This window comes from Streptosporangium sp. 'caverna' (genome assembly GCF_003203775.1).
GTDB lineage: Bacteria > Actinomycetota > Actinomycetes > Streptosporangiales > Streptosporangiaceae > Streptosporangium > Streptosporangium subroseum.
The window spans coordinates 5061636-5077014 of record NZ_CP029711.1; the positions used below are offsets into that span (position 1 = coordinate 5061636).

A 15379-nucleotide genomic window follows, 5' to 3' on the forward strand; every position below is an offset into this window, starting at 1 on the left:
CCGCGGACGCCGCAGGAGCCGCGAAAGTACCGCGTATGCGGTAGCCGGTCGATCATCCGCGCGCAGGATTCGCCCGCGCGAACATCCGGCTAGGGTGCGCGCATGAGCACAGGACGGTTCGGTGTCCGGGCCGGTGTCACAGACTGGGCGATCGCCGTCGGCGTGGCGGCGACGCTGCTGGTCACCGGGCTGTCCGGGCAACGCTCCGCCGCCTACCTCGACCTGCTCGGCTACGCGCTGCTGGCGGCCGGCGGCCTGGGGCTGGTCGCGCGCCGCCGGGCTCCGGTTCTCGTGCTGGCCGTCACCGGGCTGTGCGCGGTGGGTTACCAGGCGGCCGGTTTCGACGTGCCCGCCGTCGCGTACCTGTTCGCGGTGTACGCGGCCGTCCGGGCGGGACACCGCACCGTCACGGTGGCGGCGAGCGCGATCATGCTGGCCGCTCTTCCCCTTGCCGCCCTAGCCTCGGGTCTGCACGACACGGGCGAGGCGTTCGCGCAGGCCCGGGGCGCCCTAGAGCTGGCCTGGCTGATCGCGGCCGGCGCCGCGGGCGAAGCGCTGCGGCAGGCCGAGCGGCGGGCCGACGAAGCCGAGCGCACCCGGGAGGAGACCGCGCGGCACCGCGCCGCCGAGGAGCGGCTGCACATCGCGCGGGAGTTGCACGATTCGCTCACCCACCAGATCTCCGTCATCAAGGTGCAGGCCGAAGTCGCCGTCCACGTGGCCCGCAAGCGGGGCGAACCGGTGCCGCAGGCCCTGCTGGCGATCCGGGAGGCCGGACGTGAGGCGACCCGGGAACTGCGAGCGACCCTGGAGGCGCTGCGCGACGACAACACAACTCCGCCGTATGGGCTCGACCATGTCCCGGAACTGGTGGAACGGGCTCGGACGACCGGCTTGGACGCGACGTTGACGATCGAGGGACAACGACATGACGTGCCGGCCGCGGTGGACCGGACCGTCTACCGGATCATTCAGGAGTCGCTGACCAACATCGCCCGTCACTCCGCCGCCGCGACGGCGTCGGTCCGGATCGACTACCGTCCCGACGCCCTCGCGATACGCATCGACGACGACGGCAGGGCCACGCCCGACGCCGCGCCGGTGCCCGGCGTCGGGCTGCTCGGGATGAACGAACGAGTCACCGCCCTCGGCGGTCGCCTGCGGGCGGAACCACGCGATGAGGGAGGCTTCACCGTCCAGGCTGAACTTCCCGTGGACCGAACATCATGATCCGTGTCCTGCTGGTCGACGACCAGCCGCTCCTGCGCAGCGGATTTCGCGCGCTCCTGGACCTCGAGGACGACATCGAGGTGGTGGCCGAGGCCGGCGACGGGGAAGAGGGCCTGGCTCTGGCGAAGGAACACCTGCCCGACGTCGCGCTCATCGATATCCAGATGCCGGTCGTCGACGGCATCGAGGCGACCCGGCGCATCGCCGCGGACCCGGCCCTGGCCGGGGTGCACGTCGTCATCCTGACCAACTACGGCTTCGACGAACACGTCTTCGACGCGCTGCGCGCCGGCGCAGCCGGGTTCCTCGTCAAAGACATCGTGCCGGATGACTTCCTGCACGCCGTACGCGTCGCCGCGCGCGGCGACGCGCTGCTCGCACCGTCGATCACCCGCATGCTGATCGACCGGTACGTCACCCAGCCGTTTCACACCGGCGCCGGCAGGGGGCTGAAGGAGCTGACCAACCGTGAACGCGAGGCCGTCGCCCTGGTCGCGCAGGGCCTGTCCAACGACCAGATCGCCGACCGCATGGTGATCAGCTCACTGACCGCGAAAACCCACATCAACCGAGCCATGGCCAAGCTCCATGCCCGTGACCGCGCCCAACTCGTGGTCCTCGCCTACGAATCCGGTCTGGTGGTCCCGCGTAACTCCTGACGTCCACGGTCCGGGTGCGGGCCCGCCCGCCGATGATCCTCTTGGGGTCCCCGTAGTACTCGCCGAAAATCGGGCGGATACGGCTGGTTAGGTTTCTGAGCTGGGAACCTGTGGGTCTGGCGGGAGGTCGTTCTTGGCGACGCAGGTGTTCGCGGACGAGGAGCTGGAGCGCCTGCGGGGATTCCCGGAGATTGGCAGGGACGAGCTAGCGAGGTTCTTCACCCTGACTCCGGCGGATGTCGCGTTCGTCGATCCCGGTCGGGGCCGTGGTCCGGCGGACCGGCTCGGCTTGGCCGTGGCGTCATGCATGTTGCCGTGGCCGGGGTTCGTGCCGGACAAGGTGCTTTCGGCCCCGCCGGTGGCGGTGGCCAGGCTGGCCGAGCAGCTCGGCGTGGACCCGGCCGGGCTGCGCTCGTACGGGCGGCGGGCGAAGATCGCGCACCGATTAGGTTTCCGCGCCGTGCCCGTCTGTACATGTGAGATCGACACACGAAAGGCTGGCACGATGCGGAAACTGATCTTCGGCATGAACCTGAGCCTGGACGGCTACATCGCCGCGCCCGGCGACGACCTCGGCTGGGGCGTACCGAGCGACGAGCTGTTCCAGTGGTGGTCCGACCGGGTGGGGGCGACCGGCCTGGCGCTGTACGGGCGCAAACTGTGGGAGACGATGAGCTCCCACTGGCCGACCGCCGACCAGCAGCCCGGCGCCACACCGGCGGAGATCGAGTACGCCCGCCGCTGGCGGGACATGCCGAAGGTGGTGTTCTCCTCGACGACCAGCACGGTCGACTGGAACACCCGCCTGGTCACCGGCGACGCGGTCACCGAGATCACCCGGCTCAAGGCCGAAGACGGCGACCCCATGGACATCGGCGGCGCCACACTTGCCGCAGCGGCCATGCGGGCCGGGCTGATCGACGAGTACGTGCTGGTCACCGCACCGGCCTTGCTGGGCGGCGGCACGCCGTTCTTCACGGCCCTGGACAGCTGGGTGAACCTGAACCTGGTGGAGACGCGGACGTTTCCCGGCGGCGTGATACTGACCCGATACGAGACGAGGCGATGAGCACGAGCCAGATGCTCGGCTCGTGAGACCAGGTCCAAATCCTTCCTGGCGTGCTCACCGTGACCCTCGGCTATAAGAGAACCTTCTCCGGGCCCTTCCTTGCGTTCCGAGTGAGCTGTTGACCGACTTGCTGGAGATGAGGGCGACGGCGTCGTTGATCGTGACGATGTTCTTCGGGCATGAGGACGCCCCGCCGGCAACGCCGGCGGGGCGGTGGGGTTCGCGTTGCCACGTTGGTGTTCAGCTGGTCGGGGTGCTCATCCCGCGGTGACTTCGGTGACGGCGGCCCGTGCGCTGGACTCGTCGACGATGGGGATTTTGTCTGATGACAGTGTCGGGGGCAGGCCCAGCCATGGTTTGTCGGTGGCGTCGAATCCGGTGAGCTCGGCGATCTTCCCGTCGACGATGTGCAGGACCGCGATGTTGAACAGCCGGTACTCCGGGTCGTCGGGGGTGCGGAGGTACAGCACGGCGGCAGGCATGAGGTTGACCGTCGTGGTGATACAGCGCCAGTCGTCGTGGCCGCGCTGGAAGAGCCCACCGGAGACCCAGCCGTCCACCGCGTCCTTGGCCGTGATGACCGAGGTGCCCGGCTCGGGCATCATCGCGAAGCGCAGGTCGTCGCGCAGCAGGGACATCAGCCCGTCGAGGTCGTTGCGCTCATGGGCGTCGATATACGACTTCACCACGCCGCGCTCGTCATTCGACAACTCGTGGGTGGCGGGGCTCCTCCAGTCGAGGCGGCGGTCGGGCAGCTGCTCGCGCATCGTCACACGGGCCCGCTGCAGTGCGCTGGTCACCGATGCGACGGTCAGCTCGAGGGCGTCGGCGGCCTTCGACGCCGGCCAGCCGAGGACGTCGCGCAGGATGAACACCGCCCGCTGCCGCGGCGGCAGGTGCTGGACGGCGACGATGAACGCCAGCTCGATCGTCTCCCGCGCCACCACCGATTCCTGCGGGTCCTCGGGGAGCATCCGGTCGGGGTAGGGCTGCAGGTACAGCACCTCGGAGCCGGGGTCCGGCAGCTCGGACGGTACGGGTGTGCGGTCGTTGCGCTTCTCCAGGAAGTCGAGGCAGGCGTTCGTCGCGATCCGGTACAGCCAGGTCCGCAGGGCCGCGTGGCCCTTGAACGACTCCCGCTTGTTCCACGCTCGCAGGAACGTCTCCTGCGTCAGGTCCTGGGCATCCTCGTAGTTCGCGAGCATCCGGTAGCAGTGCACCTGCAGCTCACGCCGGTGGCGCTCCGTGATGAGTGCGAACCGCGCCGTGTCGCCTGAGCGGACCGCCGCGAGGAACGTGTCCTCGTCGGCGCCCGGCGGTCTGGTGTCGGTCATGGTCATCAATCCTTCCACCGGTGCGAGGGCTGACAGAACTGACGACGTGGCGGAGGATTTCTGATCGGTGAAGCCGCTGACACCGGGCCGTTCGCCAGGCCGGATGGGTCGGGGTCGATCCAGGGGACGTGCTCCGGGTCGGGCACACCCTCGATGTCGAGGTGGGGCCGGCACGGCTAAGCGTTGTTTCTCGGCGCCTGCTACTTAGGGGCCGCATCGGCGCGCCCCCAACTGAGACGATCTCCACCGACAGGGCCTCCAGCCGGGTATCGGCCACCGCGGTCGCGGTCCGTGCCTCATCGCGGTGGGCTCGGGTCTGCCGCAGGTCCTCGCGTTCGGCGGTGAGCTCCTCCCCCAGCCGGGTGATGTGTGCGGTGAGTTCCTCGCGTACCCAGGCGGACTCGGCTTGCCGGTGTGCCTTCTCGCGGGCGGTTTCGGCGCGCTCGGCCCGGCTACCAGCGACTTTCAGGTCCGTGCGCGCCTGATCGAGAGCGACGATGCGGTCGGCCGGGGCGGTTTTCAGCGTGGTGATCTGCCGCCCCTGTTCGGCGGCCGTGGTAGCGGCTTGGCGGCGTTCAGCGTCCAGGACGCCCTACAGAGGGTCGCGCTCGGAGGTGATGCGCCGGGTAGCGCGCTCAGTGAGCCCCAGATCGGTGCCCTTCGGCTCCTTAACCACCGAGACGGCGACTAGGGAGACGACACAGAGCACCATGATGTAGGCGCCGACGGAGAAGGCTGAGCCCGTGCCCTCGACTAAGGCCTGGGCGATCGTGGGGGCGAAGGCGCCGCCCAGGATGGCGCCGAGCGCGTAGCCGATGGAGACGCCGGAGTAGCGGACCGAGACGGGGAACATCTCGGCGTACATGGCCGACATGGGCCCGTAGGACAGGCCCAGGCCGACGGTCAGAACGATGATCGCCGTGGCGAAGAGCCAGATGTTGCGGGTCTCCATCAGGAAGAAGAGAGGGATCATCCAGACGAACACGAGGGCGTAGCCGATCTGGAAGGTGCGGACCCGGCCGATCCGGTCCGACAGCACCCCGCCGTACAGGGTGAAGATGAGCCAGCCGACCGAGCCGACGACGGTGGCGAGCAGGACCGACTGCCGGGACAAGCCCAGGGCGGTGGTGCCGTAGCTGATGAAGTAGGCGATCAGCAGGTAGCCGGCGGCGTTGTTGGCCACGAAGATGAGCGCGGTGAGGACGACGTTCTTGCTGTTGTGGCGGAACAGGTCGCGCAGCGGGGCGGAGGAGGTCTTGGTGCGCTGCTGCAGTTCCTTGAACACGGGGCTCTCCTCGACGGCCCTCCGGACGAGATAGCCAATGATGATCAGGGTCAGGGAGAGCAGGAACGGCACCCGCCAGCCCCACGCCAGGAATTGCTCCGGTGTAGTGATCGTGCTCATGATCCACAGGACGCCGGTGGCCAGGATGAGGCCGATCGGCACGCCGATCTGAGGATAGGAGCCCCACAGTCCGCGGCGGTCACGTGGCGCGTGCTCCACCGACAGCAGGGCGGCGCCGCCCCATTCGCCGCCCGCGGAGAAGCCTTGCAGGATGCGCAGGAGGATGAGGGCGATGGGTGCCGCCACACCGATCGTCTCGTAGGTGGGCAGCAGGCCGATGAGCATGGTGGCCGCGCCCATCAGGAGCAGGGTCAGCACGAGCATGCGCTTGCGGCCCAGCCGGTCGCCGTACCGGCCGGCGATGATCGCGCCGAGCGGCCGGAACAGGAAGCTGATGCCGATCGTGGCCAGCGAGATGAGCGTGGCCAGGCCGGGGGCCTGCTCGTTGACCGGGGCCAGGAAGAGCGGGCCGAAGACCAGGCCGGCGGCTTGGGCGTAGATGAAGAAGTCGTACCACTCGATGGTGGTGCCGGCCAGGGTGCCGGCGAGGACCTTGCGGTCGTCGCGCGTCATGGATCGAGACTCACTCGTCACGATGGACTCCGTTCCTATCTATGGGGGGCTGGTGGGGCGGGCCTCGCGGATCGTGCTGGCCCACGACCTGGCCCGTGGGAAGCTACACCGGGTAACCTGCGGGAACAGGCATCTGACCACCGACTAGACTCGTGGTGTGTTCGATTCGCTTGACTTCGATACATCGTCTTATGCCGATTTCGACACACCGGCGTATGTGCGGCACACGTACAACAGCTGGGACAACGCCGGTTGGCGGTCGCTGCTGGTACAGAGTTTTGACCACGCGTCCGAAGCCGAGCATCTTCCGCTGCCTGCGGTGTCCGACCTGCATATCGTGCTGTGCGTAGCGGGAAACGCGGACGTTCGGCTGTACGCCGGCGGCAGGCCCGTTGAACGGCGGTGGGTGCCGGGCCACCTAGAGCTCATGGTTCCCGGACGCGCCACCTCCTTCACCTATCGGGCGACGTCCAGGTTGCGGACCGTCCAGGTGCACATTCCCTCGTCGGCCGTCCGGGAGGTTACGGGGACGCTGGGCGGTCGTGAACCTGACTTCGAGGGGCTGTCCGCCGCCCTTCGGGCGGGAGATCCGGTCGTCGAGCAGCTTCTTCGTGCGCTGCCGGGCACCGGCGCCGCCGGCGACCTGTACGCGGAGTCCGCTGCGGCGTTTCTCTCGACGCACGTGCTGACTCTCGGCAGGGACGTGCACCTGCCCGGTCCCGAGCATGCCGCCGTCCGGGCGAGCGTCGCCATCATGCGAGATCGCCTGGCGGAATCTCTGACCCTGGCCACGATCGCCGCCGAGGTCCATTTGAGCGTGTACCACTTTGTCCGTGTTTTCCGGCAGGCTACCGGCGAGACACCGCACCGGTATCTCACCCGGCTACGGATCGAGCAGGCGCGGCGGCTACTGTCCACCAGCTCCCTCAGCATCGAGCAGATCGCCCCGCGGTGCGGGTTCGCCACTCCGGGCACGTTGTCGTCGGCCTTCCTGCGCCATACGGGTGTCCGCCCCTCGACGTACCGCAAGAACTGATCGATCAACCGCAATCGCCCGCATGTCCAGTGAAGTCGGCAGCTTCTACGGTTAGGCGCATGCCGTACTCCTATGGCGTGACTGCACGCTCGCAGGCTGCTCCTGACGCCGTCTTCGCGGCGCTCGCCCATGCGGCCACCTGGCCCCGGTGGTCACCGATCGACTCCGCCGATGTCGAGAGCGGCGATCCTGAGAACCGGCAAGAGGTCGGCGACACCAGGATCTTCCGCAGCGGCCGCAGCGTCTCCCGGGAGCGGATCGTCGAACTGATCGACAACCGGCGGTTCGTCTACGACAACGTGAGCGGGCCCTTCCGTTCATATCGCGGAACCATCGATCTCGCCCCGATGCCCGGCGGGGGCACACACATCACGTGGTCCGCCACCTTCAACCCTAAGATGCCGCTCTCGGGTGGTTTCTGGCAGTGGTACCTGACCCGCTTCATGCAACGCATGGCTGACGGTCTCGCCGCATACGCGGACGCCACCGACGGGTGATCAGCACCTCCCCACGGTGGTGGCGAAGTCCGGGGCGCAACGCATCCCCCGCCGCGGTCGGCAGTCCTTCCTCGACCACCCGAGACAGTGAAAGGACACACGATGTCCACGACGACAGCACGCTCCATCCGCAGCCGAAAGTGGTGGGCGATGTGGGGGCTGATGGCAGTGTCCGCAGTCGGCTTCGCCGTCGGGTCGATACCGCCGTACCTGACCGGAGACGCGGCCGACGCCCCATTACCGCTCAACCCGGATGTGGCGCTGCACTACCTGTCCCTGATGGTGCACGCCGTCCCCGGTGGCCTCGCCCTGGCCCTCGGGCCGATGCAGTTCGTCAACCGCCTCCGCGTCCGCCGGCCCACGCTGCACCGCGTCGTCGGCCGGGTATACATGATCTCCGTCGTGATCGCGTCCATCGCGGCCGCGGTCAACGCCGCAATCACGATCAGCGGCTTCGCGGTCCAGGTCGCGTTCTTCATCCTCGTGATGGCGTGGCTGCACACCCTGGCCATGGCTTACCGGAGCATCCGCCGCGGCGAGGTGCAACTGCACCGGATCTGGATGATCCGTAACTACGCTCTGACGTTCGCCGCGGTCACCCTGCGCGTCTACCTGCTCCTCGGCCTGCAACTGTCGCCCTCGGCGGGGTTCGAGGCGATCTACACCGCCGCCGTATGGGCGTCCATCCTGGGTAACGTCCTCGTAGCCGAGTACTTCATCGTTCAGCGCATGCTGGCCCCCTTGGCCCGTCGTCAGCAGCGCCGGGACGCCCCACCGGTCTCCACACCGGTATGACATGGCTGTGAACAGGAACCTCGGCCCCAGCTGAACGGCATCTCTGGCCCTACGTGATGGACTGGGTGGGTCTGTGTTCACGAGAAGTAGCCCCAGGGACTGTCTTGCGGTGAGAGCATCGGTGTGCTCTGGAGGGTCGGGTTGCACGCGTGTCCGAAGTCCCGAGCCTGCGCTCTGGCTCTGTGCGGAGCCACCCGGGAGCCCGGCGATCAGGCCAGCCGGGACATGCGCAGCACCAGACACGTTCCTTGGCCCGGGTCCTCGACCGTCAGGGTTCCTTGGTGGGCGTGGGCGATCTCCCGGCTGATGGCCAGGCCGAGGCCGGTGCCTTTCGGATCGCGGGCGCGTGATTCCGGCAGCCGGGCGAAGCGTTCGAAGATGAGCTCGCGGTGGTCGGGAGCGATACCGGCGCCGTCGTCCAAGACCATCAAAACTGCGGTGTCGTCCTCGGCCCGGACGACAACGGTGACGCCGGTGGCGGCATGGCGCTGGGCGTTGTTCAGAAGGTTGGTCAAGAGCCTGGACAGCAGCAGCCGGTCGCCGGAGACGAACACACCCGGCGCCAGGTCAGTGCGGATCGGGACGCGGCCCGGTGTGCGGCGCTGCAGCTCGGCGCGGACGAGCTCAGCCAGATCGGTGCGCTGGCGCTGCGCCGGTCGGTCGGCGTCCAGACGGGCCAGGATGAGGATGTCCTCGGCGATCGCCTGCTGGCGTTCGACGTCATTGAGCAGGTCTTTGGCCATGCGCGGCCAGTCGACCGCGTCCGGGTCCATCAGCGCTTCCTCCAGGCGCAGGCGGGCGCCCGTGATCGGGGTGCGCAGGTCGTGCGAGGCATCGGAGGTGAAGCGCCGCTCGCGCTGCACGGCCGCCTCCAGCAGCTCCAGATTGTGGTTCACGATCGTGTACTGGCGTGCGTTGTCCAGACTCAGCGCGGCCCGCGTGACCAGTTCCTCGGCCAGCAGCAGGTCGTCCCTGGTGAATGGCGCCGGGTTGGAGGTGCGCGCGAACGTCGCGACGCCGAGCACGTCGTCGCGCGCCTGCAGCGGAATGACAATCAGCGAGTGCATGCCGGTGGCATGGATGATCCGCGCCCGATCGGGGTCCAGGTCCAGCCAGGCACCGGGCGAGGTGTCCAGCACGGGCTCGAAGTGCGGTCGGCGCGAGTGCAGGACCTCCGTAAACGGGGATCGCGGTGGCACGAACACGGTCTCCTTGCGCTCCCAGAGCGACTCTGGCGCCCCCTCGTGCACCGAGGCGGCGCCGGCCAGCCGGAAGACAGGGCTGCTAGTCGCGGCCCGCCGCTGCAGCGGCTCCGTGCCGGGCAGCATCGCCTCCGGCAAATCGACGGTCACGTAGTCGGCGACGACCGGAATGGCCAGCTCGGCCAGCTCCTGGGCGGTTTTCATGACGTCCAGCGTGCTGCCGAGCCGGACGCTGGCCTCGCGCAGCAGGTCGAGGTGATCCCGCGCCTTGCTGTTGCTGAAATCCAGGGCCACCGAGCACACGCCCAGCGGCCGGCCGTCCGCGCCCTCCAAAGGCAACAGCGAGATGGACAGCGCGCGCTCCTGACTCCCGTGGAACCAGCGGGCCTCACGGTCGATCGTGGGCCGGCTGTCGGCGAGCACCTCGCGCATCGCGTCCTGCACCGCTTCCGTGTCGATCCCCGCGATAACCTCGGTCAGGGAGCGGCCGATCCGGTAGTACGGGTAGCCGTCGCTGAGCTGCTCGGCCGCCTCGTTGAACCAGACGCAGCGCAGGTCCTTGTCCCAGATGGCCATGGCGACGGGGAAACTGCTGATGAGCGACTCCAGCAGGGCGCCGGTGCCGGTGGACAGGTCGATGGCGGCCGGGATCGCCGACACCAGCCAGGATTCCTGCCGACTCCCGACGTCGTCGCCCAGAGTGAGCGGGACGGCCTCGGCGCGCACGATGACCACCTCGCCGTCCCGCCGCCGCACCTCCATCAATCCCGTCCGGGGCAGGTGCGCGCCGGACCGTTCACCGTCACGGTCGTGGCCATCGGGCGGGAGGAGCGAACCGATGGGGCGGCCGAGGATGTCGGCGGCGGGGTAGCCGGTGAGCTCCTCGGCCGCCTGGGTCCAGCCGATCACCGTGCCGGCGCCGTCGACGACGGCGACCGCTGGGGTCACCCCTCCACGGACGCTGTCGGCTGCTTCCATGCCATCACCCATCTCTGGCGGGGGACGAGTTCACTTCCAGAATTTGCCAGAATAGCCGCGCCTACCTGCAGTTATTTAAACCTTAACCAAGCTTTGTCGTGACATTACGGCTATACGGTGCGAAGACGTAAGAGTTTCGCCACAGCCCGCCCAGGGCCGGGAGCCCGCTCAGCGCCGGGGATCTAGGGGGTGCTGCCAAGAAACGTGTCACCAGCCGCCAACTGCAACGTCTCTGCAGGTCAGGAAGGTATGCCCCCACAGAGGCATCGACCCGTCGGCCCTATCGCAGCTCCCCAATGCAAGCCGCTGACCTTCGCGTTCCCCCTTGTTTGCGGCCGGTGACACGTTTCTTAACGACACCCCTCCAAGGTTGAGGAAAAGGGGGAATCAGCCCTTGGCCAGGCTGATCGGCCTCGAGTACGACCGCACCATCTGAACGATCACGCAACATCATGATCCGTTACTGACAAAGACTCACTGCTCCGATAGAGCCCCCTGTTTGTGGGTGAAGGTCTTTAGTCCATTTTTTAAAGATGATCTTTGATCATGCTCCAGCGTCTTTACAATGTAGATCAATAAGCTGGGGTTGTTCGGCCGCACCCACAGGAAACCTGACGGCGGTCTCCCGCTCCAGACCACAGAGCCCGCGAATCGCATGTGACGCCCACTCAGCCACCTGCATCCTCACCGAAGACCCCCCTCGCCAGATCACCTTCCACTCCCCTGCCCCGGTCATCAGCCGTACCCACCGCAGGACAAGCAAGGCGACAGCCTGGCACGCCCCTCCAGCGCCCGCAGCGATCGGATGAGCAGGCGGCTGGGTTCGCCTCGTTTCAGGGGGCGCCCACACGCACGGAACTGGAGAAGTACTTCTTCCTCTCTTCCACGGCAAACGCGGCCACCTTTACCAGCGTTATCAGGAAGGTATGGAGGACCAGCTCGGCGCGCTCGGCCTGGTCCTCAACGCCGTGGTGCTGTTCAACACCCGCTACATGGACGCCGCCCTGACCAAGCTGCGCGTCCAGGGCTTCACCGTGCGCGATGAAGACGTTGCCCGCCTTTCGCCCTTCATCCACGCCCACGTGAACATGCTGGGCCGCTACTCCTTCGCCCTGCCCGAACTACCCGGTGGTCTGCGGCCCTTGGGTGAGTCCGCCGACACCCATCCTGACCAGGGTGTCGGCGGTTGAGGTACCGGGGCCCATCAGTAGGCCCCACACCACGTCAGAACCGCGTCTCGGCGGCGGCGATACTCCTCCCGATCATGGAGGTTGGCGGGGCCCGGACCGGCACCTCTCTGCCAGCGGCTGCGGGAGCGGCCCCGGCTCTCGTTCAGACGAGGAGGCCGGGGCCGGGGTGGCGATTGGTCAGGAGTGGTCCGCCGGCACCTTCGGCGATTCGTCGGTCCAGCCCGACTCCAGAACGGCGCTCCAACCGGCCGGTCGAAGATCTGCGCAACCCTGCTCGCCTACCGACCCACCGACCGACAGCAGGCGCCCGGTGTCCTTGTCGAACAGGACCTGCGACTCAGTGCCGTAGCTGGGCTCGCAGCTTCGCAACGCGACCCCTACCGCGTCACGGCCCAGCGGGTCCTGTACGCCGCCGAGGGAACGGACCTCGGGCAGATCGGCCATCAGCCGAAACAGCGCCGCCCTAACTCCAGAAGGGGCAGGCAGTTCGAGCAGCAGTTCGGCCGCCTGCTCAAACAGGATCTCATCTCGTCTCTTGTCGCTCATCCCAGGAACCTGCCACCGGATCAGGACCTCTTTCAGCACCTCCGGTTCGGTGGGCAGGCTCTGGATATCGGCGACGGAGACCGCTTTGCCGTTGACGTTGGGCCAGCTTGACCCCGGCTCGGCAAAATTGTTCAGCCGACTGGCGTAAGGCGTCTTGCCTGTCTCATCGTCCACCGCCCGGTTGCCGCGGGCGCAGGTGAAATGAGCTTGATCCGAGCTGAACTCGCCCTCCTTGGGTGGTTTCGCGCCCTTGACGGCGTCCAGTCGGGTCCAGGAGTGGACTATCCACCAACTCGGATCCTTGGGCGACTTCGCCACCCACGTCTCGTCTCGGCAAACGCCGTGGGATGACCTTCCGCTGAACAAACCGCCCGAGTTCGCACCCCGGGTATGCCAGTACCGGCCGGCGGCGGTCGGCACTTTCACGGTCTGCTCCGCTGCGGCGAGCAGCAGACCGCGCGCGGCGGGCTCGGCGGACCGATCGCCGGCACCGCCAGGTACCAGGGTCACGGCCACCGCGAGCCCCGCCGCCACCACTCCCGCCGTTCCCAATCCCCAGCCCAGCCTGATGCGGCCACGAGGGGGGACGACCGAGACCGTGGATGGCCGTGTGGTCGCAGCGGCGATGATTCGGTCGAGCCGTTCAGGATCGTCCACCGGCTTGAGCGAAGCGGGACGAGTGCCAGAGAGCGACTTCATCACATCGATCTTCTTCACCGGGTTGACTCCTTGATGAATGCCAGCGATTCGGAGGGGAACACGGCGGCGCCGGTGATCGCGTCGGGCTCAGCGGCCATCGCACGCTCCAGCCTGCGCCGGGCACGGTGCAACCGGACAAAAAATGTGGCGGTGGAGCAGCCAACGACCTTCGCCGCATCCACGGCCCGCAGCCCATGCCAGGCGACCAGCGTGAGCACTTCACGATCACCATCGGAGAGCGCAGCGAGCCCTCGCAAAACGGCTGTCCTCTCGGTCACCGACTCGGCGACGTCGCGCGCTGTCAGCTCCGTGACCGAGCCCCACGTCGACAGCTCGTTCTCCAGCGACTGACGCCGAGCCTCCGCACGGTAGGACTCGCGCAGCACGTTGCGGGCAACGCCGAGCAGCCATGGGAGCGCCTCATCCGGCACGTCGTCGATCCGCCGCCACGCGACGCAGAATGTCTCACTCGCCACCTCCTCCGCGAGCTGCCGTCCCGCACGGCTGACCGCGTACGCGTACACGCTCGAATAGCAGGAGCTGTACAAGACGGTGAACCGGTCCCGAGGACCAGGTTCGATCATGTGTCCTCCCTTCCCTTAAGTGCGCCAGTACCAGGGAAGTGAGCGAACCGCGCCATTTCTTACAGCCTGAGGGGAATATGTGCGCCGCACCGCCGGTGATCTTCCACCCCTTCACTCGATCCGAGGAGAACACGAGGGGATGAACGCTCCCTGGCCGCCATCGTTTTCTGCGCCGTTCCTCAGCGCCTGCGGGCGGCGGGATCACGTCCCGATTGCCAGCGTGCGAGTGCTTCGCCGGAGGCCCGGGCGTAGCGGGCCAGTGAGGCGACCGAGGTGTGCCCGGAGTAGGCCAGCAGGGTGGAAGTGTTGGCGCCGTCCTCGGCCGCGTGGGTCAGCGCCGAGTGCCGGAGTTGGTGCAGTGTCCAGCCGCCGGTAGCGGCCTCGAACAGCTCGGCCGCTCGCCGGTAGGACAGCCGCGCCTTTCCACTGTCCGCGTCGATGTCGGCCGGCGGCAGTTCCACCCGGGCCCGCCGGTCGGTGGTGAACACCGGCCCGCTCCGGCGCCCGTCCAGCAGACGGGGTAGCAGCCGGGCGGTGCGGGTGCGCCAGACGATGACGTCAACCGCGCCACCCTTTCGCCGTACCCGGGCCCGCCGGTTGCGCAGGTCCAGCTCATCGACATCCAGGCCCAGAACTTCCGAAGACCGCGCTGCGGACTCATACAGCAGCCGCCACAACGTTCGCTCGCGCAGCGCGATCCCCTCCCGGCCGAGCAACTCGGCGACCTCGCCGCGATCCAGAGAACGGGTGCGGTCGGCCTCGACCGGCCGACGCTTGAGCCGTCGCAACGGATCCTCGACGATCCAACCCTGATCCCGCCACCAGCCGACGGCCGAGGACAGCGCGTTGAGCCGGGCGTTGACCGTGGCGGCCGAGGCCGAACCCCACCGCTCGATGAACCAGGCGGCGACGCGATCAGCCGCGGCTTCCCCCTCGAACACGGTCATGGGGGTGTAGGGACCGAACTTCTCGGTCAGAGCGCGCAACGCCGTAGCGTAGGCCCGCGCCGTGTGGGGATTGGCCACCCCGGCGAGAAACCCCTCGATCGCGTCCTTGAGCGCCGGGACCGACCGCTCGACACCGATCTTGTGGACTGCTCCCACGACGCCTCCGCGCTCTATCGCAGATAACCATGAGGTCTAGCCTCCGCCCAGCGGGGGCATTTCCCCAGGCCGGAACTGACATTACCGCAGATAATCATGGAGTATCTGCGGCTAGCCGCTCTCAAAGGGGTCCGGGGAGAAGCTGTACGGCGCTGACCTGCTCTGAGAGGGCGCTTAGCGCACGATCCGGTTCCGTTGTTCCTCAGACCCCTCCTCACGCAGCTCTTCTCCGGGAAACGCGCTGGCCCAGCGATACGCCACGTACGTCAGTGGATCGACCTTCCCCACACGCACCGAGACCTCACCGAAATGGGCGTTCTTCACGACCATCGACTCGCCTTCCCGGGCCACGGTGCCCGCCAGACTCGCCTCATCGCCCCACCAGAACCCGGGTTCGGCCACCAACGACCAGACCTGCTCCAGGGGTGCCGCGATCAAAGTGCCGCGTTCGATCCGGTCCTCGCTCATCAGGGAACTCCTTCACTGTCGCGTTTGAGTGCAACTTTATAGTTGCACGTCGCTTTTCCGGGAGCAACCCG

At 67.7% G+C, this 15379-nt stretch carries 13 protein-coding genes and 2 pseudogenes; 8 read left to right on the plus strand and 7 right to left on the minus strand.

All coding sequences use genetic code 11. The features are described from left to right. Positions 1–102: 102 nt before the first annotated feature. From DKM19_RS22380 to DKM19_RS53035, 4 genes and pseudogenes are all read left to right on the plus strand, one after another. On the plus strand, positions 103–1230 hold the full coding sequence (locus tag DKM19_RS22380; RefSeq protein ID WP_110698056.1) for a sensor histidine kinase: 1128 nt from the start codon (positions 103–105) through the stop codon (positions 1228–1230). Further along, a complete protein-coding gene (locus DKM19_RS22385; protein WP_110698058.1) occupies positions 1227–1889 on the plus strand; it encodes a response regulator transcription factor in 663 nt (220 codons plus the stop codon). The genes DKM19_RS22380 and DKM19_RS22385 overlap by 4 nt, the downstream gene beginning before the upstream one ends. 145 nt (positions 1890–2034) lie before the next feature. Beyond that, positions 2035–2319 (plus strand): annotated as a pseudogene (locus tag DKM19_RS53030) (DUF4158 domain-containing protein); the annotation flags it as partial. Between the two features lie 75 nt (positions 2320–2394). Beyond that, the gene (locus tag DKM19_RS53035) at positions 2395–2958 is read left to right on the plus strand and encodes a dihydrofolate reductase family protein (RefSeq protein ID WP_204359131.1); all 564 of its coding nucleotides are present in this window, start codon (positions 2395–2397) and stop codon (positions 2956–2958) included. Positions 2959–3215: 257 nt separating this feature from the next. On the opposite strand, the gene DKM19_RS22395 is transcribed toward DKM19_RS53035, so the two are convergent. Both DKM19_RS22395 and DKM19_RS22400 read right to left on the minus strand, forming a co-directional pair. Continuing rightward, entirely contained in the window at positions 3216–4292 is a 1077-nt protein-coding gene (locus DKM19_RS22395) for an RNA polymerase subunit sigma-70 (protein WP_204358946.1), read from the minus strand. 592 nt (positions 4293–4884) lie between these two features. After that, on the minus strand, positions 4885–6210 hold the full coding sequence (locus tag DKM19_RS22400; RefSeq protein ID WP_110698060.1) for an MFS transporter: 1326 nt from the start codon (positions 6208–6210) through the stop codon (positions 4885–4887). Positions 6211–6529: 319 nt separating this feature from the next. Between DKM19_RS22400 and DKM19_RS22410 the strand changes: the two genes are divergently transcribed. The 3 genes from DKM19_RS22410 (at position 6530) to DKM19_RS22420 (ending at position 8538) form a co-directional block, all read left to right on the plus strand. Continuing rightward, on the plus strand, positions 6530–7246 hold the full coding sequence (locus DKM19_RS22410; protein WP_239514387.1) for a helix-turn-helix domain-containing protein: 717 nt from the start codon (positions 6530–6532) through the stop codon (positions 7244–7246). Positions 7247–7305: 59 nt separating this feature from the next. Beyond that, positions 7306–7743, plus strand: coding sequence for an SRPBCC family protein (locus DKM19_RS22415; protein WP_110698066.1), 438 nt, complete (start codon positions 7306–7308; stop codon positions 7741–7743). A 102-nt stretch (positions 7744–7845) separates the two neighbouring features. After that, on the plus strand, positions 7846–8538 hold the full coding sequence (locus DKM19_RS22420) for a DUF2306 domain-containing protein (RefSeq protein WP_110698068.1): 693 nt from the start codon (positions 7846–7848) through the stop codon (positions 8536–8538). 209 nt (positions 8539–8747) lie between these two features. Here the strand turns inward: DKM19_RS22420 and DKM19_RS22425 are convergent, their stop codons facing one another. Then, complete coding sequence (locus DKM19_RS22425) at positions 8748–10718, minus strand: PAS domain-containing sensor histidine kinase (RefSeq protein WP_162641680.1); 1971 nt, start codon at positions 10716–10718, stop codon at positions 8748–8750. An 878-nt stretch (positions 10719–11596) separates the two neighbouring features. Here DKM19_RS22425 and DKM19_RS22430 point away from each other — a divergent pair. Further along, a pseudogene (locus DKM19_RS22430) lies at positions 11597–11908 on the plus strand (Tn3 family transposase); the annotation flags it as partial. A gap of 177 nt (positions 11909–12085) precedes the next feature. Here the strand turns inward: DKM19_RS22430 and DKM19_RS22435 are convergent. From DKM19_RS22435 to DKM19_RS22450, 4 genes are all read right to left on the minus strand, one after another. Next, positions 12086–13171, minus strand: a complete 1086-nt coding sequence (locus DKM19_RS22435) for a CU044_5270 family protein (RefSeq protein ID WP_110698072.1) — start codon at positions 13169–13171, stop codon at positions 12086–12088. Beyond that, a complete protein-coding gene (locus DKM19_RS22440) occupies positions 13168–13737 on the minus strand; it encodes an RNA polymerase sigma factor (RefSeq protein WP_110698074.1) in 570 nt (189 codons plus the stop codon). The genes DKM19_RS22435 and DKM19_RS22440 overlap by 4 nt, the downstream gene beginning before the upstream one ends. 179 nt (positions 13738–13916) lie before the next feature. Then, positions 13917–14840, minus strand: a complete 924-nt coding sequence (locus tag DKM19_RS22445) for a site-specific integrase (RefSeq protein ID WP_110698076.1) — start codon at positions 14838–14840, stop codon at positions 13917–13919. Between the two features lie 174 nt (positions 14841–15014). Further along, entirely contained in the window at positions 15015–15308 is a 294-nt protein-coding gene (locus tag DKM19_RS22450) for a hypothetical protein (protein ID WP_204358947.1), read from the minus strand. Positions 15309–15379: the final 71 nt, after the last annotated feature.